We start from the raw sequence: 20576 nt of genomic DNA, 5'->3' as shown, positions 1-20576 counted from the left end.
CGCCACCGGACTGACATAGCGTGCACTCATGATCGACCAGCCAGGCCGCACCGCGGCACCACTCGACCTGCGGCTTCCCGTGGCCGCGGGCGCCGCACGCGCGCTGGTCCTGGCCGCCGTCTTCGTCTGCGCCGCCTGCGGCCTGGTCTACGAGCTCGAACTCGTCGCGCTCGCCTCCTACTTGGTCGGCGACTCCGTCACCCAGGCGTCGGTCATCCTCTCCGTGATGGTCTTCGCGATGGGCTGCGGCTCGCTGCTCGCCAAGCGGCTGCGGATACGGGCCGCGGCCGGTTTCGCCGCCGTCGAAACGGCGCTCGCGCTGGTCGGCGGGCTGTCGGTGATGGCGCTCTACGCCTGCTTCGCGTGGGCGGGACAGGCCCGACTGGCCATGATCGGCTGCGCGTTCGCGATCGGCGTGCTGATCGGCGCCGAGGTGCCGCTGCTGATGACGCTCGTCCAGCGGATCCGGCGGCAGGACGCGGGCGGCGCCGTCGCCGACCTCTTCGCCGCGGACTACGTGGGCGCGCTCGTCGGCGGCCTCGCCTTCCCTTTCCTTCTCCTGCCGCACTTCGGGCAGTTGACCGGCGCGCTGGCCACCGGCGTGGTCAACGCGGTGGCGGGCGGCGCGACCGTGCTGTGGCTCTTCCGCGGCGACCTGTCCGCCCGCACCCGCTGGTGGCTGCTGGCCGCGAACGTCTCCGTGCTCGCGGTGCTCGGCGCCGCCGCCGCTGCCGCCGGGCCCTTCGAAGCGGCGGCGCGGCACGCGGTGTACGGGGGACAGGTGCGCGTCGCGGAACAGACCGCCGTGCAGGAGATCGTCCTCACCGGCGGCGGCAGGACCGGAGCCCCGCTCCAACTCTTCCTGGACGGACGGCTACGGGTCTGCGGCACGGACGAATTCCGTTACCACCAGGCCCTGGTGCACCCCGCGATGAACGGCCCGCACGGCCGCGTCCTCATCCTCGGCGGCGGCGACGGCCTCGCCCTGCGCGAGACGCTGCGCTACAGCGGGGTCCGCGCCGTCACCGTCGTGGACCTCGACGACGAACTCGTCCGCCTCGCCCGTACCGACCCCGGCCTGTCCGCGCTCAACCGGCACGCGTACGACGACCCGCGCGTCACCGCCGTCACGGCCGACGCCTTCGACTGGCTGCGCGAGGAGCGGCGCGGACCGTTCGACGTGATCATCGCCGACCTGCCGGACCCGGGGATCTCGCGCAGCGCGAAGCTGTACTCGGAGGAGTTCTACGGGCTCGCCGCGCGCACGCTGGCCCCCGGCGGGCGGCTCGCCGTCCACGCGGGCACGCCCAGCGCCTCCACGCACACCTTCTGGACCATCGAGGCCACCTTGCGGGCGGTGGGGCTGCGGACGGCGCCGTACTGGATCACCGGCCGCACGTGCGGGGCGCAGGCGGGGCCGGACCGCTGGTCGGGCTCGGTGCCGCCGTCCGCCACGAACTGGGGCTTCGTGCTGTCCGGCCTCACCACCCCCGCCGTCGCCCTCCCGCCCCGCCACCCGCCTGACCTGTGGCTGACCCCCGCGCTGCTGCGCAAGGCCGCCGCCGCCCCGCTGACCGGCCGCCCCACCGAGTCCCTCCCGGCCTCGACGTTGCTGCGCCCGAGGGTGCGGTGAGACGGCCGGCCGGCGGGGACGCCAGGTGGCGTAAGGGGACGGGACGCCCGCGTACGGGTGCGGGGGCGGGCGTACGGCGGCGGGCGCGTCGACAGGGGGACGGGCGTACGGCGCCGGGCGTGTGCACAAGGGGGCGGGTGTACGGCGGCGGCGTACGGCGGCGGGCGCGTCCGTACGGGCCTGGGCCCGCGGGTGTACGGCGGCGGGTGTACGGCGGCGGGCGCGTCCGTACGGGCCCGGGCCGCGTGCCACGTATGCCCGTAAAAAGTTCCGCCCGCGAAGCCGCGTGGCACCGTCCCGGTGGGTAGGCTCCGCCGCATGGAGCACGAGGTCTTCGTCCCGGTCAGCCCCACCCGCATCGGCCACGCCCTGCGCAGCCCCGCGCGCGTGACCGCGAGCCTGCCCGGCTGGCAGCCGGACGCGTCCGGCGCCGCGGACGGCGCCGACGGGTCCGCGCCGGAAGGGGGCGCCGCGGGCCGCCTCCGCCTGCGCGTGGGCGGCTCCACGATCACCTACCGCGGCACGGTCCGCGTCACCGGCGCCTCGTCGCCCTTCGCGGTGGAGGCGAGCGGTACGGAGGTGCGCGGTACGGGCACGGTCAAGGCCACGCTGGAGATCGTCGTGGCCGAGGCCACGCACCCGGAGCCGGGCGCCCTGCTGATCTTCCGCGGCGCGGCCCAGGCCGAGGGCCGCCTGGCGTCGTACGAGCCGGACGTCGTGGAAGCGGCGGTACGGCGGCTGCTGGACCGTTTCTCCGCGGACCTGGCGGCGCACGCGCCGGAGGAGGAGACGGCCCCGGACCCGGCGCCCTCGGACGTGACCGTCGAAGAAACGATCGTGCCGGTCGTGGAGGCTGGGGCGGCCTCGGAGCGGGCGGAATCGTCGGAGCGGCAGGACGAGCCGGGCGCCGAGGCGGGAGCGGCGGACGCCGCGGCCAAGGAAGCCGCTGACACCGCTGGCGATACGGCTGACACCGCTGATGACACCGCGGAGGACGCCGCCGACACGCCCGCCGGGGACTCCAGGATCACCACGGAGTCCGACCCCTCTGACCCCTCCTACACCGCCGCCGACACCGCCGCCGACTTCGACGAGGCCGACTCCGCCGAGGCCGACTCCGATGAGGATGCCGAGCCCGCCGAGCCCGAGGCGGACGTCGTGGACGACCTCGGCGAGCCCGCCCCGCCGTCCGACCTGGACGACTTCGAGCTGGTCGAGGTCGAGGTGGAGGTCCCGGAGAGCGCCGCCGCGCTGGACGACCTGGTGCCGCCCGCCGAGGCCGCGCACGCCCGCCGCACGATGATCGGCCGCAGCGCCGAGGAGGTCGACCACGCGCCGCCGCGCGGACGTTACGCGCCCGTACCCGCGCCGGACGCCACCTCCGCGGCGGCGACCCTGCGCTGGGCGGCCCCCGCCGCCGCGGCTCTCGTCGCGTCCGCCGTGGTCGTCGGCCGGGTGCTGCGACGCCGCAGGTAACACAGCCCGGTTACTCTCGTTCCGTGTCGAACGAGACGAAGCTGACGGCGGGCGACGCCGAACTGATCCTGCGGCCCCACGACGGCTGCCGGATCGCCTCATTGAAGGTCGGCGGGACCGAACTCCTGCGCCAGGGAGACAAATTCGGCGCCTTCCTGATGGTGCCGTGGTGCGGCCGTACGGAGAACGGGGTGTTCCGCAACGGCGGTGTCACCCATCAACTCCCCGTCGACGCGCCCCCGCACGCCATCCACGGCACCGGGCGCCACACCGCCTGGCAGGAGGCCGCGCCCGCGACCGAGACCACCGCCGCGTACTACTTCGACCTCGCCGAGCCGTGGCCGTACCCCGGACGGGTGACGCACACCGTCGAGTTGGCCCCGCACTCGGTGAAGCTGACGCTCAGCGTCGAGGCCGACGCGTCCGGCGACTCCTTCCCCGCGCAGGCGGGCTGGCACCCGTGGTGGCTGCGCAACCTCGGCCAGGGCGGCCAGGACGTCGAACTGGCCTTCACCGCCGCCTGGCAGGAGGAGCGCGGCGACAACCACCTGCCGAACGGCAACCGCGTCGACCCCAGGCCCGGCCCCTGGGACGACTGCTTCGGCATGCCCGACGGCGTGGACATCACCCTCACCTGGCCCGGCGAGATGACGGTCCGGGTGACCAGCCCCTCCGAATGGGCGGTCGTCTACACCGAGCCGACCGAGGCGGTCTGCGTCGAGCCCCAGTCCGGCCCGCCGAACGGCCTCAACACCCTGCCCCGCCTGGTCACCCCGATCGACCCGCTGGAGATCAGCACGGAGTGGACCTGGCACCGGATCGGCTGAGCCCCCGGCCTGCCGGGATACTGGTTGGCATGAGTGACCAGACGCGAGACGCGCTGCTGCGGCAGATCAAGGACAAGGCCGTGGTGCACGGCAAGGTGACCCTCTCCTCGGGGCTCGAGGCCGACTTCTACGTCGACCTGCGCCGGATCACCCTGGACGGCGAGGCCGCGCCGCTCGCCGGACAGGTGATGCTCGACCTCACCGCCGAACTGGACTTCGACGCGGTGGGCGGGCTGACGCTCGGCGCCGACCCGGTGGCCACCTCGATGCTGCACGCCGCCGCGGCGCGCGGGCAGCGGCTCGACGCGTTCGTGGTCCGCAAGGCCAACAAGGCGCACGGCTTGCAGCGCCGTATCGAGGGCACCGAGGTCAAGGGCCGCCGCGTGCTGGTGGTCGAGGACACCTCGACCACGGGCGGTTCGCCGCTGACCGCGGTCGAGGCGGTACGGGAGGCGGGCGGCGAGGTGGTGGCCGTCGCCGTCATCGTGGACCGCGGCGCGGCCGGGGCGATCGCGGACGCGGGACTGCCGTACCTGGCCGCGTACTCGCTGGACGACCTGGGCCTCGCCTGAGTCGCGTGAGCCGCCTGAGCCGCGTGAGCCGCGTGAGCCGCGCAGCCGTGTCGCGGTCCTGAGTCGGTCCTGAGTCGGCGCTGAGCGGGCTCCGAGCTTGCCCCGACCGGGTCCTGAGCGCTTTCGACCGGCGCTGACCTGCGTTTTTCCGGCCTCCGGAGTGTTTCACGTGAAACACTCCGGAGGCCGTCGTCCACTGGGTGTGCACGGAGGTGGTGTATCCGTTCGAGTCTGGGAAGATGGGGGCGACAAAGACGTCGCCACGCCAGTAAGGCCACAGCAGGACCACCCGCAGATCATGAGGAGCGGACACGATGCCCATCGCAACCCCCGAGGTCTACAGCGAGATGCTCGACCGGGCGAAGGCAGGCAAGTTCGCCTACCCGGCCATCAATGTCACCTCGTCGCAGACCCTGCACGCCGCGCTGCGCGGCCTCGCCGAGGCGGAGAGCGACGGCATCATCCAGATCTCCACGGGCGGCGCGGAGTTCCTGGGCGGTCAGTACAACAAGGACATGGTGACCGGCTCGGTCGCGCTCGCCGAGTTCGCGCACATCGTGGCCGAGAAGTACCCGATCACGGTCGCGCTGCACACCGACCACTGTCCCAAGGACAAGCTGGACGCGTACGTGCGTCCGCTGCTGAAGGTCTCGCAGGAGCGCGTGGCCGCGGGCCGCGACCCGCTGTTCCAGTCCCACATGTGGGACGGCTCGGCGGAGAACCTGGACGACAACCTCGCCATCGCCAAGGAACTGCTGGCCGAGGCCGTCAAGGCCAAGATCATCCTGGAGATGGAGATCACCCCGACCGGCGGTGAGGAGGACGGCGTCTCGCACGAGATCAACGACAACCTCTACACCACCGTCGACGACGCCTACCGCACCGTCGAGGCCGTCGGCCTGGGCGAGCAGGGCCGCTACCTGCTGGCCGCCTCCTTCGGCAACGTCCACGGCGTCTACAAGCCGGGCAACGTCGTCCTGCGTCCGGGCATCCTCAAGGAGCTCCAGGACGCGGTCGCCCAGAAGTACGGCAAGGCCAACGCCTTCGACTTCGTCTTCCACGGCGGCTCGGGCTCCACGCTCGAGGAGATCAACGAGGCGCTGGAGAACGGCGTCGTCAAGATGAACATCGACACCGACCTCCAGTACGCCTTCACCCGGCCCGTCGCGGACCACATGTTCCGCAACTACGACGGCGTCCTGAAGGTCGACGGCGAGGTCGGCAACAAGAAGACGTACGACCCCCGCGTCTGGGGCAAGGCCGCCGAGGCCGGCATGGCCGCCCGCGTGGTCGTCGCCGCCGAGAACCTGCGGTCGGCGGGCAACAAGCGCAAGTAGTCCTCCGGACGGGTTCCGGGACGGCGTTCCGCACAGGGCCGGCTTCCGGACGGGACCGGCTTCCGGACGGGTTCCGGGACGGACCGCATGACGTTGTCGGCCCTCGTACGGCTGCGTGTGCGGGCGGCCTCCGGGCCTCCCCGCGCGGTTGCGGGCTCGCCGCCGAAGGCCCCTGGCATCTGCCGGGGGCCTTTACGGTGGGGGCTCGGGCAGACTGGAACGCATGGCCATCAACGAGAACCTGCTCGGGGGACCCGCCCCGACCCATCTGCCCGAAGACCCGGAGCCGCGCGAACTGCTCGCCTCCGGTACCGCGCCCGCCGAGGTCGCGGCGAAATACCCGGCCTCCTCGCTGGTCTGGGCGCAGCTCGCCGACGACGCCTTCGAGGCCGGAAGCGTCGTGGAGTCGTACGCCTACGCCCGTACCGGCTACCACCGCGGCCTCGACTCGCTGCGCCGCGCCGGGTGGAAGGGCCACGGTCCCGTGCCCTTCGAGCACGAGCCGAACCGCGGCTTCCTCCGCGCCCTGCACGCGCTGGCCCGCGCCGCCCAGGCGATCGGCGAGCAGGACGAGTACGAGCGCTGCACGGTCTTCCTGCGGGACAGCTCGCCGACCGCCGCCGACACCCTGACCTGACGGCCGGCCCGCCCTTCTTTTCCTGTTTCCCTCGCGTTCCCCCTGGGTCTCACCAGGGGGAACGTGCTTTGTCGCAGTCGTGCCACAAGGGCGGACCGACGCCTCAGCCCCCGTATCAATGTGCGATTCTGATCCGGTTGTCCACACGCAGCACGGGGTGAGACCGGCCGGGGGGCCGGGGCCTCGACGACCGCTGCGCCAGCGCAGGGGGAGTCTTGCCACAGCCACGCCGTCAACCGGGCCGACGTCGGACGAGGGGCCGCGCCGCGATAGTCGGCTCCGCCCTGGCCGTGGGACTGATCATGGTGACCGCGGGCGTCGGGTACGCCACCTGGAACCACGGCAGGAACGTCGACTCCGCCGCCGCCATCGACCACGGCCTCGGCGCCACCACGGCACCGGCCCGCGACGCCAGCGGCAGTGACGGTGACACCGGGGGCGGCACTCCGCCGTCCGCGAGGGACAAGGCGGAGCCGCCGAAGGTGCCCGTCTCCGGCACCGGCCGCTTCAGCACCGCCGACGCCAGCGGCAAGGCCACGGGACACGGCACCGTCCGCCGCTACAAGGTCGAGGTCGAAGGCGGTATCGACCTGTCCGCCGCCGACGCCGCCCACGAGATCGCCGCCATCCTCGCCAACCCCCGCGGCTGGACCGCCGACGGCCACGACGGCTTCCAGCTCGTCTCCTCCGGCCGCGCCGACTTCGTCGTCAAGATCGCCACCCCCGACACCGTCGACGACATCTGCGGAGCCGCCGGTCTCCTCACCCGCGGCGAGGTCAACTGCGACGTCGGCTCCACCGTCGTCGTCAACCTCAAGCGCTGGCTGCTCGGCTCCCCCGAGTTCAAGGGCCCCATCGAGGGTTACCGCGCCCTGATCATCAACCACGAGGTCGGCCACCGCATCGGCCACGGCCACGAGGGCTGCCCGGGCCCGGGAAAGCCGGCCCCGGTGATGATGCAGCAGATCAAGGGCCTGAACGGGTGCCGAGCGAATGAGTGGCCGTACGACCCGAAGGGGACGTACGTGGGAGGTCCGGCGGTGGAGTGAGGGGTGAGCCCTCTCGCGTTGGCTCAGGGTGGCGGTGGGACGTGTGGGGGAGCCGTCGTGGGTGAGGTCGGGGTGGCGGTGGGACGTGCGGGGGAGCCGCCTTGCGCAGGCTCACCGTCCTTCCCCCTTTTTTTGCCGCCCTTCCGCCTCCGGGCGCTTAGATCCGGTGTCGACGGTCCTCTTCGACGGTCGCTCGTTCCTCGCTCCCTGCTCATCGTCGCTTTCGACACCGGCGCGCCCTTCGGCTCCATGGCTACCGGCGAACCCGCCTGCGCAGCGGTGCCGGAGGGGCGCAGCCCCTCGCGCGAGCGCACCCCGGGGGCGGTGGCCCTTGCGCAGGGGCACCCTGGGGGGAGCCGGGCCTTGCCGGATTGGGCCGCACCGCAGATGATCTCGGCGTAGCCCGGTGATCCCGGGTCCGCTTCTGGAGGTAAGACCATGTCCGACGCACCGACCGATGAGGCGGCGACCCCGAACCTCTCGTTCGAGGGCAGCACGCCGTACGAGGACTACGTGCAGGCGTCCGTACTGACCCACTTGCAGCACCCGTTGTCCGACGAGCCCGGCGAGATGGCCTTTCTGGTCACCACGCAGGTGATGGAGCTGTGGTTCACGTTGCTGGTCCACGAATGGACCACCGCGGCGGCGGCGCTCAGGGAGGACGACCTGCCGACGGCGATGGCGGCGCTCAAGCGCAGCCTGCCGGAGCTGGAGTCGCTGAACGCCTCGTGGAAACCGATCGCCAATCTCACCCCCGCGCAGTTCAACGCGTACCGGTCGGCTCTCGGTGAGGGCTCCGGGTTCCAGTCGGCGATGTACCGGCGGCTGGAGTTCCTGCTCGGGGACAAGTCCGCGTCGATGCTGGTGCCGCACCGGGGCACCCCCAGCGCGCACGCGGAGCTGGAGAAGGCGCTGACCGAGCCGAGCCTGTACGACGAGGTGCTGCGACTGCTCAGCCGCCGCGGCTATGCGGTGCCCGCCGAGGTGCTGGAGCGCGACCCGGCGCTGCGGTACGAGCCGCACGCGGAGGTCGAGCGGGCGTGGCAGAGCGTGTACGCGGACGCCGACCAGGACACCGAGCTGATCAGGCTCGGCGAGGCCCTGACGGATGTCGCCGAGCTGGTCTGGCGCTGGCGCAACGACCACCTGGTGGCCACGCGCAGGGCGATGGGCGCCAAGTCGGGCACGGGCGGCTCGGCGGGGGTGGCCTGGCTGGAGAAGCGCGCCACGAAGAACGTCTTTCCCGAGCTGTGGACGGCGCGCAGCCATGTCTGAGGCCCTCGCGGCAGGAGATGCCGCCCTTCAGGACCGCGCGGACGCGCTGGACGCCGCCGATCCGCTGGCCGCCGTGCGGGACCGCTTCGTGCTGGACGACACCGTCTATCTGGACGGCAACTCGCTGGGCGCGCTGTCCACCGCCGTGCTGCCCCGGCTGAGCGACGTCGTCACCCGGGAGTGGGGCGAGCTGCGCATCCGGTCCTGGGAGGAGAGCGGCTGGTGGACCGCACCCGAGCGGATCGGCGACCGGATCGCGCCGCTGGTGGGCGCCGCGCCGGGGCAGGTCGTGGTCGGGGACTCGACCAGCGTGAATGTCTTCAAGGCGCTGGTCGCCGCCGTGCGGATGGCGCCCGCCGACCGCACCGAGATCCTGGTGGACGCGGCGACCTTCCCCACGGACGGCTACATCGCCGCGTCGGCGGCCCGGCTGACCGGTCACACCGTGCGCGCGGTGGACGCGGCCGAGATCGCGGACGCGGCCGGTGACCGTACCGCCGTGGCGCTGGTCAACCACGTGGACTACCGCACCGGGCGGCTGCACGACCTGTCCGCCGTCACGGCGGCCCTGCACGCGGCGGGCGCCCTCGCGGTCTGGGACCTGTGCCACAGCGCGGGCGCGCTGCCCGTCGCGCTCGACGCGGACGGCGTGGACCTCGCGGTCGGCTGCACGTACAAGTACCTCAACGGCGGGCCCGGCGCGCCCGCGTACCTCTATGTGCGGCGTCAGCTTCAGCCGCGCTTCGACTCGCCGCTGCCGGGCTGGAACTCGCACGCCGACCCGTTCGGCATGGCCCCGGAGTACGCCCCGGCGGACGGCGCGCCCCGCGGGCGGGTCGGCACGCCGGAGATCCTGTCGCTGCTCGCGTTGGACGCGGCGCTCGACGTCTGGGACGGTGTCGGCGTCGCGGACGTGCGGGCCAAGAGCCTGGCGCTGACCGACTTCTTCCTGGACTGCGTGGCCGCGCTGGTGCCGTACGGGCGCGCCGAGCCGATCACACCCGCCGACCACGCGGAGCGCGGCAGCCAGGTCTCGCTGCGCTGCGCGGGGGCGGCCGAGGTGATGCGCGAGCTGACCGCGCGCGGCATCGTCGGCGACTACCGGCGCCCCGACGTGCTGCGCTTCGGCTTCACACCGCTCTACACCCGGTACGCCGACGCCTTGCGCGCCGCCCGCGTACTGGCCGACGTCCTGGCCGGCGGGCCGGGCACGCCCGTCGCGGCCCGACCCACCGCCGTACCGCAGGAAACCGACCCGCTCGACGTACCCGAAGGGACCACGTAACCGATGTCCGCTGCCGACCCCTCCACGTCCCCGCCCGCCGCCGATGCCGCCTCCGGGCGACGGGCGGCGGCCGAGGAGGCGTCGGCGTTCGGCCACGCTCCGGTGCCGCCGGACGCCACCGCGTCCTACGGCGACCACCCCGACCAGGTGGTCGACTTCTACCGGCCCGCCCCCGCCGAAGGCGCCCCCACCGGCCGTCCGGCCCCGCTGGTGGCCCTCTTCCACGGCGGTGCCTGGCGCGCCGCCCACGACCGCGCCCACGTCTCGCCGCTCGCGGCCCACCTCACCACCCACGGCTACGCTGTCGCGTCGGTCGAATACCGCCGCGGCCCGGCCCTTGAGGCGCCGCAGGAAGGCCGCGACGGCTCGGACCCCGCGCCCGACGCGCTGCCACCGGCCGGGCGCTGGCCCGACACCTTCGACGACGTGGCCGCCGCCCTCGACGCGCTGCCCGCGCTCGCCGTGCGGGCGCTCGGCGCCGACGTGGTCGACCCCCGCCGCACCGTCCTGACCGGCCACAGCGCGGGCGGCCACCTCGCGCTGTGGGCCGCCGCCCGTCACGTCCTGCCCCCTGAATCCCCCTGGCACCGCCCCTCACCTCCCCCCGTACGCGGCGTCGTGGCCCTCGCCCCGATCGCCGACCTCACCTCGGCGATCCGGCTGGGTGTCTGCTCCGGCGCGGTCGTCGACCTGCTGGGCGGACCCGAGCACCTGACGGCACGTCTGCCCGACGCCGACCCCGCCGCGCTGCTGCCCACCGGTATCGCCACAACCATCGTGCACGGCACCACTGACAATGAGGTTCCGTCGCAGGTCAGCCAGGCTTTCGCCCGTGCCGCGGCGGTCGCGGGCGAGGAGGTCGTCGCCGCGTGGCTGCCCGGCACCGGCCACTTCCCGCTGATCGACCCGTCCACGGCGGCCTGCGCGGCCGTCGCGGACGAGATCGCCCAACTCGCCTGGTAGCCGGGGCCGCCCGGCAGCGCGAAGGCCCCCGCCCGGTTCGACCGGGCGGGGGCCTTCGTGTGCGTGTGGTGCGGAGGGGGTCAGCGGGAGCGCTTGGCCAGCCGCTCGACGTCCAGGAGGATCACGGCGCGGGCCTCCAGGCGGAGCCAGCCGCGGCCCGCGAAGTCCGCGAGGGCCTTGTTGACGGTCTCGCGCGAGGCGCCGACGAGCTGGGCCAGCTCTTCCTGCGTGAGGTCGTGGACGACGTGGATGCCCTCTTCCGACTGCACGCCGAAGCGGCGGGAGAGGTCGAGCAGCGCCTTGGCGACGCGGCCGGGGACATCGGAGAAGACCAGGTCGGACATGACGTCGTTGGTGCGGCGCAGGCGGCGGGCGACGGCGCGCAGCAGGGCGGTGGAGACCTCGGGCCGTACGTTCAGCCAGGGCTGGAGGTCGCCGTGGCCCAGGCCGAGCAGCTTCAGCTCGGTCAGCGCGGTGGCGGTGGCGGTGCGCGGGCCGGGGTCGAAGAGCGACAGCTCGCCGATCAGCTCACCGGGGCCGACCACGGCGAGCATGTTCTCGCGGCCGTCGGGCGAGGTGCGGTGCAGCTTGACCTTGCCTTCGGTGACGACGTACAGCCGGTCCCCGGGGTCACCCTCGTGGAACAGCGAGTCGCCACGCGCGAGCGTGACCTCCGTCATGGAGGCGCGCAGTTCAGCGGCCTGCTCGTCGTCGAGCGCCGCGAAAAGCGGGGCACGGCGCAGAACGTCGTCCACGAGCTCTCTCCTTGTCGACATCGCTGGGATTTCCCCATGATGCATGACGTCTCAAACAGTGCGATCAATCACAAGGATGTCTTATCCAGGCCCGTAGCCGTGCTCCGGGGGTCCGATTGGGGGTCCGATCGGGGTCCGTAAACGGCTCAGGAAGGGCCGAACGGGTGGCCCCTGAGCCGGATTCCGCTATGAGCGAACAACATAACGGCTGGGGCGTCGGAGTGGGCCCTTCGCGCACGGCCGTACGAATTTCGTACGAATTCCTGCGCGCCGGACGGCTCGAACGCCCGCGTCGGCGCGGGTTTACCGGACCTTCGCGGATTTACGGCACCGGCACCGGTTCAGGCACCGGTGCCTGCGCCGCGGTGGACGCTCCCTCGTGGGCGGTCCCCGGTGCGGCCGTCCCCGGCGCCGTCGTCAGGAAGCGCGCGGCCACCGACCGGTTGTATTTGGTGAACATCGCACCCAGCGTGCGCCGTTCCTCCTCGGTCCAGCCGTCGAGCAGTCCGGCCAGGCTCTCCGCGCGCCGGGCGCGTACCTCCTCCATCCGCCGCAGCCCCTCGGCGGTCGGCGTGACGATGCTGCGCCGCCGGTCGGTGGGGGCGGGGGAGCGGGCGACCAGGCCCTGGGCCTGGAGCGCTGCCGCCTGGCGGCCGGCCGTCGAGGGGTCGAGGCCGAGCGCGGCGGCGAGCGAGTTGATGTCCTGCGGGCCGCCCCCGGCCAGGGTGCGCAGCAGCAGGTACTCGGCCCGGTCCAGGGTGTCGTGGATGTCGGTGCGCCGGTAGAACAGCTCGAAATTCCTGACGAGCACGGCGGTCTGATGCTCGATCACGTCGAGCGCGGCGGAGGTCCCCTCGGTCCCCTCTGCCTTCGCGGTCCCTGCCACGGCCACTCCAGATCCAGATATCGGTACGATGCACGTGTTAATATCGGCATCATACCGATGAATTCGGCGAGGCCGAGCGGGAGGGGACGCGGTGGGGTCGAGCGGCTGGACGCGCGAGGTCTGGGACCGGATAGTCGGATCGGACCCGGGCCTGCAAAGACTCCGCACGGCGTTCGGCGCGGCGGTCGCCATGAGCACCACCCTGGCGATCGAGTACGGCTACGGGCGCGCCACGCACGCGGGCCCCCAGGGCACCCTCGTCGGCATGCTGCTGGGCACCGTCATGGCGATGATGGGCTCGATGGCGCTGGACGGCACCCAGGTGCTGCCGAAGATCCGCACGGCCGTGTTCTTCCCGGTCGCCATCGGCACCGGCATGGTCATCGGCGTCTCGGTGGCCGGGCACACCGACGCGATGCTCGCGGTCTTCGTCGCCGTCATGTTCGTGGCCGTCTTCATCCGCCGCTTCGGACTGCCGTACTTCTTCTACGGCTTCATGATCTGGATGGGCTACTTCTTCGCCGCCTTCCTCGACGCCCGCCTCGCGCAGCTCCCCGACCTGCTCGCCGCGGTCGGCATCGCCACCGGCTGGGTCCTGCTGCTGTCCACCACCGTGCTGCGCGCCCACCCCCAGCGGACGCTGACCCGCGTCCGCCGCGCCTTCGGCGCCCGTGCCGGGGCCGTCGCCCGGGTCTGCGCCGACCTGCTGGAGACCGACCCCGAGGACGTGCGGCGGCTGGCCCGGCTCCGCCGCGAGCTGCACTCGCGCCAGCTCAGGCTCGCCGAGACCGCGCTGGTCATCGAGGGCTGGTCGGCCCACCCCGGCACCCTGCCGCCGGGCCGGTCCGCGGCCGGAGTACGCCGCAGGACGCTGGACGCGCATCTGGCGGTGGACGCCGTGGCGACCGCGGCCGACGCGCTCGCGGGCACCGGAGGGCGCCTCGCGCCCGAGGCCGCGGCCATCGCCGCGCACCTGGCGCGCAGCGAATACGCGGCGGCCGAACGGCGGGCCAGGGACGTACTGTCACTCGTCGACTCCGACGACCCGGTGACGGCCGCGCGCGCCGAACCCGCCACAGATTGCTTCGCCTATCACCTGGCCACCGCCGCCTGGGAGTTCACGGTGCTGGTCAGGGAGGTCAGGCGCGCCGCGGAGGCGGACGTCGGACGATCCCACAACGGAAGCGGGCACAAGGTGCGGCGCCCGAAGGCCGCACAAGGCGCGGCAGACGGCCCCGGCCGCGACCCCCGTCCCGCTCACGGCACCCACGACGACGCTCTCGACGCCCCGGCCGACTTCGCCCCCGCCGTGACCCTGGCCATGGGCGGGCTGCCCGGCTCCGCCGCGGTCGCGGGCGGTGTCTCGGCGCGCGGCGGCTGGCGGCGGCTCAGCGGCCTCTCGCTGACCACCCGGCAGGCGATCCAGGTGGCCGTCGCGGGCACCCTGGCCATCGTCATCGGCCGCGAGCTGTCGGAGGCCCGCTACTACTGGGCGGTGATCGCCGCCTTCATCGCCTTCACCGGCACCGCCACCCGCTCGGAGACCTTCATCAAGGCGACCAACCGCGTCGTCGGCACCCTGCTCGGCCTCGGCGCGGGCATCGGCCTCGCGCACCTGACCGCGGGCCACACCCTGTGGGTGATCGCGGTCATCGTGCTCAGCATGTCCTGCGGCTTCTACCTGGTCAGCCTCTCCTACGCGGCCATGATCTTCTTCGTCACGATCATGGTGTCGCAGCTCTACACCCAGCTCCACGAGTTCTCCGCCGGTCTGCTGATGCTGCGTCTCGAAGAGACCGCCATAGGCGCCGCCATCGGCATAGCGGTCGCCCTGGTCGTCCTGCCGACCAGCACGCGCGACACCGTCAGCAGCGCGCGCGGCAGCTACTTCGCGGCCGTGGGCGAGCTGCTGCACGCCGCCGCCGCGCGCCTGGAGCACGACGGCCGCGCCGACCGCGAGGACGGGTCCGCAAGCCCCGACGGCGCCGACCTCGACGCCCTGGTGCGCGTGGTGGACCACCGCCTCCAGCAGCTCGCCCTGGTGGCGCGCCCGCTGACCCGCCCCCTGGTGTGGGGCAACGACCCGCGCCTCGTACGGCACCGGCTCACCCTCTACGCGGCCGTCACCCGGCAGACCAGGGCCCTGGCGCTCGGCCCGCGCCGCTCACCCGGCCTCGCGCCCGCGCCGCACCTGGCGGAGGCCAGCCGCGCGCTCGGCCACGCGGCCACCGCCCTGGCGCTCGCACCCGCCCCGCAGGGCCGGCCCGCGACCGAGGTCGCCCGCGCCCTGCGTACCGCCGACGCGGCGCTCCTGACCAGGCTCCCCGCCGCCGGTACGGTGCTGCCGCCGGTCACCAGGCCGCTGCTGCGGCTGCGGCAGCTCCTGCACGAGCTGGCCGTACTCCCGCCGGGACACGGCGTCGGCCGCGGCTTCACCGGGCGCGGCGCGGGCCTCGCCGACACTTCGCGGATCGTCACCGGCTCGCATGCCGCCGGGCCCGTACCGGACAGGCCGCACGGCGTGACGGCGGGTGCCGCGGGGGAGCGCCCCGGACCGGGGGACGACCTCCCGCACGCGTCCGGCGCGGCCGGTGACGGCGCGCCCCGCCGCCCCTGAGCCGCCGGTCCCGGCCACGCGACGCCGCGCCCCGATCGTTGTGGCGCCCTGTGTCGGCGGCGGCCCGTAGGCTGGCGGCATGGCGACGAGTGGTGCGGTGGTCAAGAAGATCAAGAAGGCGAAGGTCGCGCAGACGCATGCGGGACTGGTACGGCAGGCGCGGCGGATCAACCGCGAGCTGGCGGAGGTTTATCCGTACGCGCATCCAGAGCTGGACTTCGAGAATCCCTTCCAGCTCCTGGTCGCCACGGTGCTGTCCGCGCAGACCACGGACCTGCGGGTGAACCAGACGACGCCCGCGCTGTTCGCGAAGTACCCGACGCCCGAGGACATGGCGGTGGCCGACCCCGAGACGCTGGAGCAGATCCTGCGCCCGACGGGCTTCTTCCGCGCCAAGGCGAAGTCCGTGCAGGGGCTCTCGGCGGCGCTGCGGGACCGGTTCGGCGGTGAGGTGCCCGGCCGTCTCGAGGACCTGGTGACCCTGCCGGGCGTCGGCCGCAAGACGGCCAATGTCGTACTCGGCAACGCCTTCGGCGTCCCCGGCATCACCGTGGACACCCACTTCGGCCGCCTCGCCCGCCGCTTCGGCTGGACCGCGTCGCAGGACCCGGAGAAGGTCGAGGAGGACGTCGCCGGGCTCTTCCCGAAGTCGGACTGGACGATGCTGTCGCACCGCGTCGTCTTCCACGGCCGCCGTATCTGCCACGCCCGCAAACCCGCCTGCGGCGCCTGCCCGATCGCCCCGCTCTGCCCGGCCTACGGCGAGGGCGAGACGGACCCGGAGAAGGCGGAGAAGCTGCTCAAGTACGAGAAGGGCGGCGCCCCCGGACAGCGCCTGAAGCCCCCGCCGGACTACCCGGGCCAGCCCGCGCCCCCGCTGGCGGCCTCATGACCCACGCGCGGGGGGCGGGCACCGGAGCGGACACGGGTGCCGGGCCGGAGACGGGCGCGGGCTTCGGCACGGACCCGCGAGCGGGCCTCGGCGCCGACGCGCGAGCCGGCTTCGGCGCCGATGCCGGAGAAGGCACCGGGGTCGAGATCAGCACGGCCGGGCTGCCGCGGTGGCTCGAACCGGTGGCCGACGCCGTCGCCGGGGTCCGGCCGGAACAGCTCAGCAGCTTTCTGCCGCCCGAAGGCGGCGGGCGGCAGTCCGCCGTCCTGATCCTGTTCGGGGACGGCGACCGGGGTCCCGAGATGCTGCTCATCGAGCGGTCGAGGGCGCTGCGTTCGCACGCGGGCCAGCCCTCCTTCCCCGGCGGCGCCCTCGACCCCGAGGACGGCGACCCGGACGGCGACGGGCCGGTGCGCGCCGCGCTGCGCGAGGCCGAGGAGGAGACCGGCCTCGACCCGACGGGCGTCCAGGTCTTCGGCGTGCTGCCGCGGCTCTACATCCCGGTCAGCGGCTTCGTCGTGACCCCCGTGCTCGGCTGGTGGCGCAGGCCCACCCCGGTCGGCGTGGTCGACCCGGCCGAGACCGCGCGCGTCTTCCGGGTGCCTGTGGCCGATCTCACCGACCCCGCCAACCGCGCGACCCTGACCCACCCCAGCGGCTTCCTCGGCCCGGCCTTCCTGGTCGAAGGCGCGTTGGTCTGGGGTTTCACCGCGGGGCTGATCGACAGGATCGTGCAGTTCGCGGGCTGGGAGCGGCCCTGGGACCGCGACCGCAAGGTGCCGCTCGCCTAGGGCGTGTCCGCGCCGTACCCCGCCTCTGCGGGGCGCGTACGGCGGTGCCCGGGCGCGCGTGCCGAGGCGCGTACGGGCGGTGCCCGGGCGCGCGTGCCGAGGCGCGTACGGCGGTCCTCGGGGGCGCGTGCCGGGGCTCCTCCGAGGGGTGTCCAGGGCGTGTCCAGGGCGAGTTCGGCCCCCTGGCGCCGGTCATCGGCCGTACCGCGCAGGTCACCTGGGCCGTACGGTGCCGTCGGGCGGGGCGGCCATGAGACCGTGTCCAGGTGAACGTGCTGGACTTTCTGCTCATCCTCGCCGCCGTCTGGTTCGCCGTGGTCGGTTACCGGCAGGGCTTCGTCGTCGGAGTCATGTCGGTGGTCGGCTTCCTCGGCGGCGGTCTCGCCGCGATCTATCTGCTGCCGCTGTTCTGGGACAAGGCGACGGACCACTCCTCGCCGGGCTCGGTCGCGGTGATCACCGCCGTGGTGGTCGTCATCGTGTGCGCGTCGGTGGGGCAGGCGTTCACCACGCACCTGGGCAACAAGCTCAGGACTCGCATCACGTGGTCGCCCGCCCGCGCCATCGACGCGGGCGGCGGCGCGCTGGTCAATGTGCTCGCCATGCTGCTGGTGGCCTGGCTGATCGGCAGCGCGCTGGCCACCACGGCGCTGCCGACGATAGGCCGCGAGGTGCGCTCGTCCAAGGTGCTGCTCGGCGTCTCCAGGGTGGTGCCGCAGGAAGCCGACACCTGGTTCACCGACTTCAGCTCCACCCTCGCGCAGAACGGCCTGCCGCAGGTCTTCGGGCCCTTCGGGTCCGAGCCGATCACCTCGGTGCCCCCTCCCGACCCGAACCTCGTGCACAGCGCCGTCGTCACCGACGCCCGCCGCAGCATCGTCAAGATCGTCGGCACCGCGTCGGGCTGCGGGAAGGTCCTCGAAGGGTCCGGCTTCGTCTTCGCCAAGGACCGCGTGATGACCAACGCGCACGTCGTCGGCGGCGTCTCCGAGCCCACCGTGCAGATCGGCGGCAAGGGCCGCCTGTACGACGCCCGCGTGGTCCTCTACGACTGGCAGCGCGACATCGCCGTCCTGGACGTGCCGCGTCTGAACGCGCCGGCGCTCACGTTCACCAGCGGCGACGTACAGTCCCGCGACGACGCCATCGTGGCCGGTTTCCCGGAGAACGGCGCCTTCGACGTACGCGCCGCCCGCGTCCGCGGCCGTATCGAGGCCAACGGCCCGGACATCTACCACCGCGGCACCGTCCACCGCGACGTCTACTCGCTGTACGCGACCGTCCGCCAGGGCAACTCCGGCGGCCCGCTGCTCACCACGAACGGGCAGGTGGCGGGCGTCGTCTTCGCCAAGTCACTCGACGACTCGAACACCGGTTACGCGCTCACCGCCGACGAGATCCGCCCGGACATCGCGGCGGGCAGGGCGGCGAGCCGGCAGGTCGACACGGAGAACTGCGCGCTGTGAGGTGACCGACGGCCGGCCCGGCGTACCTGTCGGCCGGGCCGTCCGTCGGCCGGGCGGTCACTGCGCCCTGGCGTGCCGCAGCCGGGCACCGACCCAGCGGGCCCGGCGCCGCAGGATGCGCGGGATTCCGATCTGGGGCTCCCCCGGCGGGAGCACGGCCAAGGGCGCCCCGCTGTTGACGGAGACGGAAGTGTTACGGCGATTGCGTGATACGTCACGGTAGTCGTGCGTCCAACCCATACGAAGCTAAGTGCCCGCAGCCCTTGGTCGGTAATCGCCCTTCGGTCGCCCGGTTGGCGTATGCGTCCGGCATTTTGCGGATCATATGACCGACACGCTGACGCCTGATGCGTACGGGGCGGGCGCGCTGGCAGAGGGACACCTGATGGCGGGTCAGAGCCTCGCTGAGGGTGAGTCAGTTACGACGCGAGGCCGTGCGGAGGCGGCGGCTTGGGCCCGTCGGGAGCGTACGGCTCAGCGGTCCGGCTCCGGGTCCTTCAGCCAGTTGATCAGCTCGGTCGAGAACGCGGCCGGGTCCTCCTCGTGCGGGAAGTGCCCCAGGCCGTCGAAGAGCCGCCAGCGGTACGGCGCCTCGACGTACTCCCCGCTGCCCGCCGCGCTGCGGCTGCGGATCGCCGGATCGAGCGAGCCGTGCAGGTGCAGCGTCGGCACCCGGACCGGCCGCTTCATCCGCCGGTTGAACTGGATGCCGTCGGGCCGCGCCATCGACCGCACCATCCAGCGGTACGGCTCGACCGCGCAATGCGCCGTCGAGGGGATCTGCATCGCGCGCCGGTAGACGTCCACGGCCTCGTCGTCCGGCAGCCGCGGCCCCGACCACTGGTGGATCAGCCGGCCGACCAACTCCGCGTGGTCCGCCACCAGGTGACGCTCCGGCAGCCAGGGCGACTGAAAGCCCCAGATGTAGGCGCCCGACTTGCTGTGCCGCAGATCGGTCAGCATCGCGTTGCGCCAGCGGCGCGGGTGCGGCATCGACTCGACCGCGAGGCGGCGTACGAGCTTGGGCCGCATCGTCGCGGCCGTCCACGCCAGGTAGCCGCCGAGGTCGTGGCCGACCAGCGCGGCGTCCGGCTCGCCCAGCGACCGGATCACCCCGGTGACGTCGAGCGCGAGGTTGCCCGCGTCGTAACCGCGCGGCGTACGGTCGCTGCCGCCCACCCCGCGCAGGTCCATCGCCACCGCGCGGAAACCGGCCTCGGCGAGTGCGGGCAGTTGGTGCCGCCAGGTCCACCAGAACTGCGGGAAGCCGTGCAGCAGGAGGACGAGCGGGCCGTCGCCCATCTCGGCGATGTGGAAGCGGGCGCCGTTCGCGGCCACGTCACGGTGGGTCCACGGCCCTTCGAGGCGGGGGACGGAACCGCCGCCGCCCGCACCTGACGGCCCGGTTCCCGGCCCGTTCCCCGAGCCGTTCCGCGACTCTTCTCCCGAACCGCTTCCGCTGTCGTTTCCCGTGGCACTGCCCGACCTGCCGACGACCCTCATGGTGGAGAGAGTGTCACATCTTCAGGTCGGGTGCTCTGGTCGAACCGGCCATCGAATCCGGCCCGGCGCCGGACACCGAATCCCGGACGCCGCCGCGTCCCGCGTCCCTGTCCGCGCGGGGAAGCGCGGGCTTGGCGGCGGCCTTGTCCAGACTCGTGGCCGTGTCCTGCGGACGCGGGTGCGGCTTCGCGTTCTTCATCACCGCTGCGGTCTGCTTGGCCGACTCGATGGAGCGCTCGGGCTTCTTCACCTTCTTGAACCGGCCGTACGCGATCAGGCCGAGGAGCGCGGCGATCAGCACGTACGCCCCGGCGACGATCAGGAACGACCACCCCAGGGTGATCCCGAGCGCGTGGATGCCGTACGCGGCGGCCATGCTGAACATCGGCATGGCGAAGAAGGCCAGGGTCAGGGCGACACCGATCGCGCCGCTGCCGAACAGCGCCCGCTTCACGTCCTGCCGCAGTTCCACCTTGACGAGGGCGATCTCGTCGTGCACCAGGGCGGAGACATCCGCCGTGGCGGAGGCGAACAACTGGCCGAGGCTGCGCCCGTCGTCGTCGTGGGCTGCGCTCATTGCGTCCTCCGTCGTCAAATCGTTGTCGTTCCGTC

Annotated in this window: 19 protein-coding genes; 14 read left to right on the top strand and 5 right to left on the bottom strand. The window is 73.2% G+C overall.

The window, feature by feature from the left end; translation table 11 throughout:
• Positions 1-28: 28 nt before the first annotated feature.
• From ACFY9V_RS00260 to ACFY9V_RS00215, 10 genes are all read left to right on the top strand, one after another.
• Positions 29-1633, top strand: a complete 1605-nt coding sequence (locus tag ACFY9V_RS00260) for a polyamine aminopropyltransferase (protein WP_391158243.1) — start codon at positions 29-31, stop codon at positions 1631-1633.
• A gap of 318 nt (positions 1634-1951) precedes the next feature.
• On the top strand, positions 1952-3109 hold the full coding sequence (locus ACFY9V_RS00255; RefSeq protein ID WP_391158242.1) for a hypothetical protein: 1158 nt from the start codon (positions 1952-1954) through the stop codon (positions 3107-3109).
• A 23-nt stretch (positions 3110-3132) separates the two neighbouring features.
• Positions 3133-3936, top strand: a complete 804-nt coding sequence (locus ACFY9V_RS00250; RefSeq protein ID WP_355346213.1) for an aldose 1-epimerase — start codon at positions 3133-3135, stop codon at positions 3934-3936.
• Between the two features lie 29 nt (positions 3937-3965).
• Positions 3966-4508 carry an orotate phosphoribosyltransferase gene (gene pyrE / locus ACFY9V_RS00245; protein WP_355346210.1) on the top strand — a complete coding sequence of 181 codons (543 nt, stop codon included), beginning with the start codon at positions 3966-3968 and terminating at the stop codon, positions 4506-4508.
• Between the two features lie 314 nt (positions 4509-4822).
• The gene (fbaA, locus tag ACFY9V_RS00240; protein ID WP_355346207.1) at positions 4823-5845 is read left to right on the top strand and encodes a class II fructose-bisphosphate aldolase; all 1023 of its coding nucleotides are present in this window, start codon (positions 4823-4825) and stop codon (positions 5843-5845) included.
• Between the two features lie 223 nt (positions 5846-6068).
• Positions 6069-6482, top strand: coding sequence for a DUF3151 domain-containing protein (locus ACFY9V_RS00235; protein ID WP_355346204.1), 414 nt, complete (start codon positions 6069-6071; stop codon positions 6480-6482).
• A gap of 290 nt (positions 6483-6772) precedes the next feature.
• Positions 6773-7531: a DUF3152 domain-containing protein gene (locus ACFY9V_RS00230; protein WP_391158240.1), complete on the top strand. Its 759-nt coding sequence runs from the start codon at positions 6773-6775 to the stop codon at positions 7529-7531.
• 438 nt (positions 7532-7969) lie between these two features.
• On the top strand, positions 7970-8806 hold the full coding sequence (locus tag ACFY9V_RS00225) for a tryptophan 2,3-dioxygenase family protein (protein WP_355346201.1): 837 nt from the start codon (positions 7970-7972) through the stop codon (positions 8804-8806).
• Positions 8799-10091, top strand: coding sequence for a kynureninase (gene kynU, locus ACFY9V_RS00220; RefSeq protein WP_391158238.1), 1293 nt, complete (start codon positions 8799-8801; stop codon positions 10089-10091). Before ACFY9V_RS00225 ends, kynU begins: the two co-directional genes overlap by 8 nt.
• Before the next feature lie 3 nt (positions 10092-10094).
• A complete protein-coding gene (locus ACFY9V_RS00215; protein WP_391041556.1) occupies positions 10095-11054 on the top strand; it encodes an alpha/beta hydrolase fold domain-containing protein in 960 nt (319 codons plus the stop codon).
• 80 nt (positions 11055-11134) lie between these two features.
• On the opposite strand, the gene ACFY9V_RS00210 is transcribed toward ACFY9V_RS00215, so the two are convergent.
• Entirely contained in the window at positions 11135-11809 is a 675-nt protein-coding gene (locus tag ACFY9V_RS00210) for a Crp/Fnr family transcriptional regulator (protein ID WP_033174884.1), read from the bottom strand.
• 322 nt (positions 11810-12131) lie between these two features.
• Positions 12132-12695 carry a MarR family transcriptional regulator gene (locus ACFY9V_RS00205; RefSeq protein WP_391158236.1) on the bottom strand — a complete coding sequence of 188 codons (564 nt, stop codon included), beginning with the start codon at positions 12693-12695 and terminating at the stop codon, positions 12132-12134.
• Between the two features lie 190 nt (positions 12696-12885).
• Here ACFY9V_RS00205 and ACFY9V_RS00200 point away from each other — a divergent pair, with 190 nt between their 5' ends.
• The 4 genes from ACFY9V_RS00200 (at position 12886) to ACFY9V_RS00185 (ending at position 18461) form a co-directional block, all read left to right on the top strand.
• On the top strand, positions 12886-15312 hold the full coding sequence (locus ACFY9V_RS00200; protein ID WP_391158234.1) for an FUSC family protein: 2427 nt from the start codon (positions 12886-12888) through the stop codon (positions 15310-15312).
• A 79-nt stretch (positions 15313-15391) separates the two neighbouring features.
• Entirely contained in the window at positions 15392-16204 is an 813-nt protein-coding gene (gene nth / locus ACFY9V_RS00195; protein WP_391041550.1) for an endonuclease III, read from the top strand.
• A complete protein-coding gene (locus ACFY9V_RS00190; protein ID WP_391158232.1) occupies positions 16201-16995 on the top strand; it encodes an NUDIX domain-containing protein in 795 nt (264 codons plus the stop codon). The genes nth and ACFY9V_RS00190 overlap by 4 nt, the downstream gene beginning before the upstream one ends.
• Positions 16996-17261: 266 nt before the next feature.
• Complete coding sequence (locus tag ACFY9V_RS00185; protein WP_355346177.1) at positions 17262-18461, top strand: MarP family serine protease; 1200 nt, start codon at positions 17262-17264, stop codon at positions 18459-18461.
• Positions 18462-18518: 57 nt separating this feature from the next.
• On the opposite strand, the gene ACFY9V_RS00180 is transcribed toward ACFY9V_RS00185, so the two are convergent.
• The 3 genes from ACFY9V_RS00180 to ACFY9V_RS00170 all read right to left on the bottom strand — a co-directional run bounded on the left by ACFY9V_RS00180 (position 18519) and on the right by ACFY9V_RS00170 (position 20541).
• On the bottom strand, positions 18519-18701 hold the full coding sequence (locus tag ACFY9V_RS00180; protein WP_223187240.1) for a hypothetical protein: 183 nt from the start codon (positions 18699-18701) through the stop codon (positions 18519-18521).
• Between the two features lie 234 nt (positions 18702-18935).
• Positions 18936-19964 (bottom strand): alpha/beta fold hydrolase, encoded by a 1029-nt coding sequence (locus ACFY9V_RS00175; protein WP_391158230.1) that lies wholly within the window; start codon positions 19962-19964, stop codon positions 18936-18938.
• 13 nt (positions 19965-19977) lie between these two features.
• On the bottom strand, positions 19978-20541 hold the full coding sequence (locus tag ACFY9V_RS00170; protein ID WP_355346170.1) for a phage holin family protein: 564 nt from the start codon (positions 20539-20541) through the stop codon (positions 19978-19980).
• Positions 20542-20576: the final 35 nt, after the last annotated feature.

The sequence above is a fragment of the Streptomyces sp. NPDC008317 genome, from assembly GCF_042955955.1.
Classification (GTDB): domain Bacteria; phylum Actinomycetota; class Actinomycetes; order Streptomycetales; family Streptomycetaceae; genus Actinacidiphila.
Note: the sequence above shows the minus strand (reverse complement) of the source record. Positions and strands in the feature narration are given on the sequence as shown.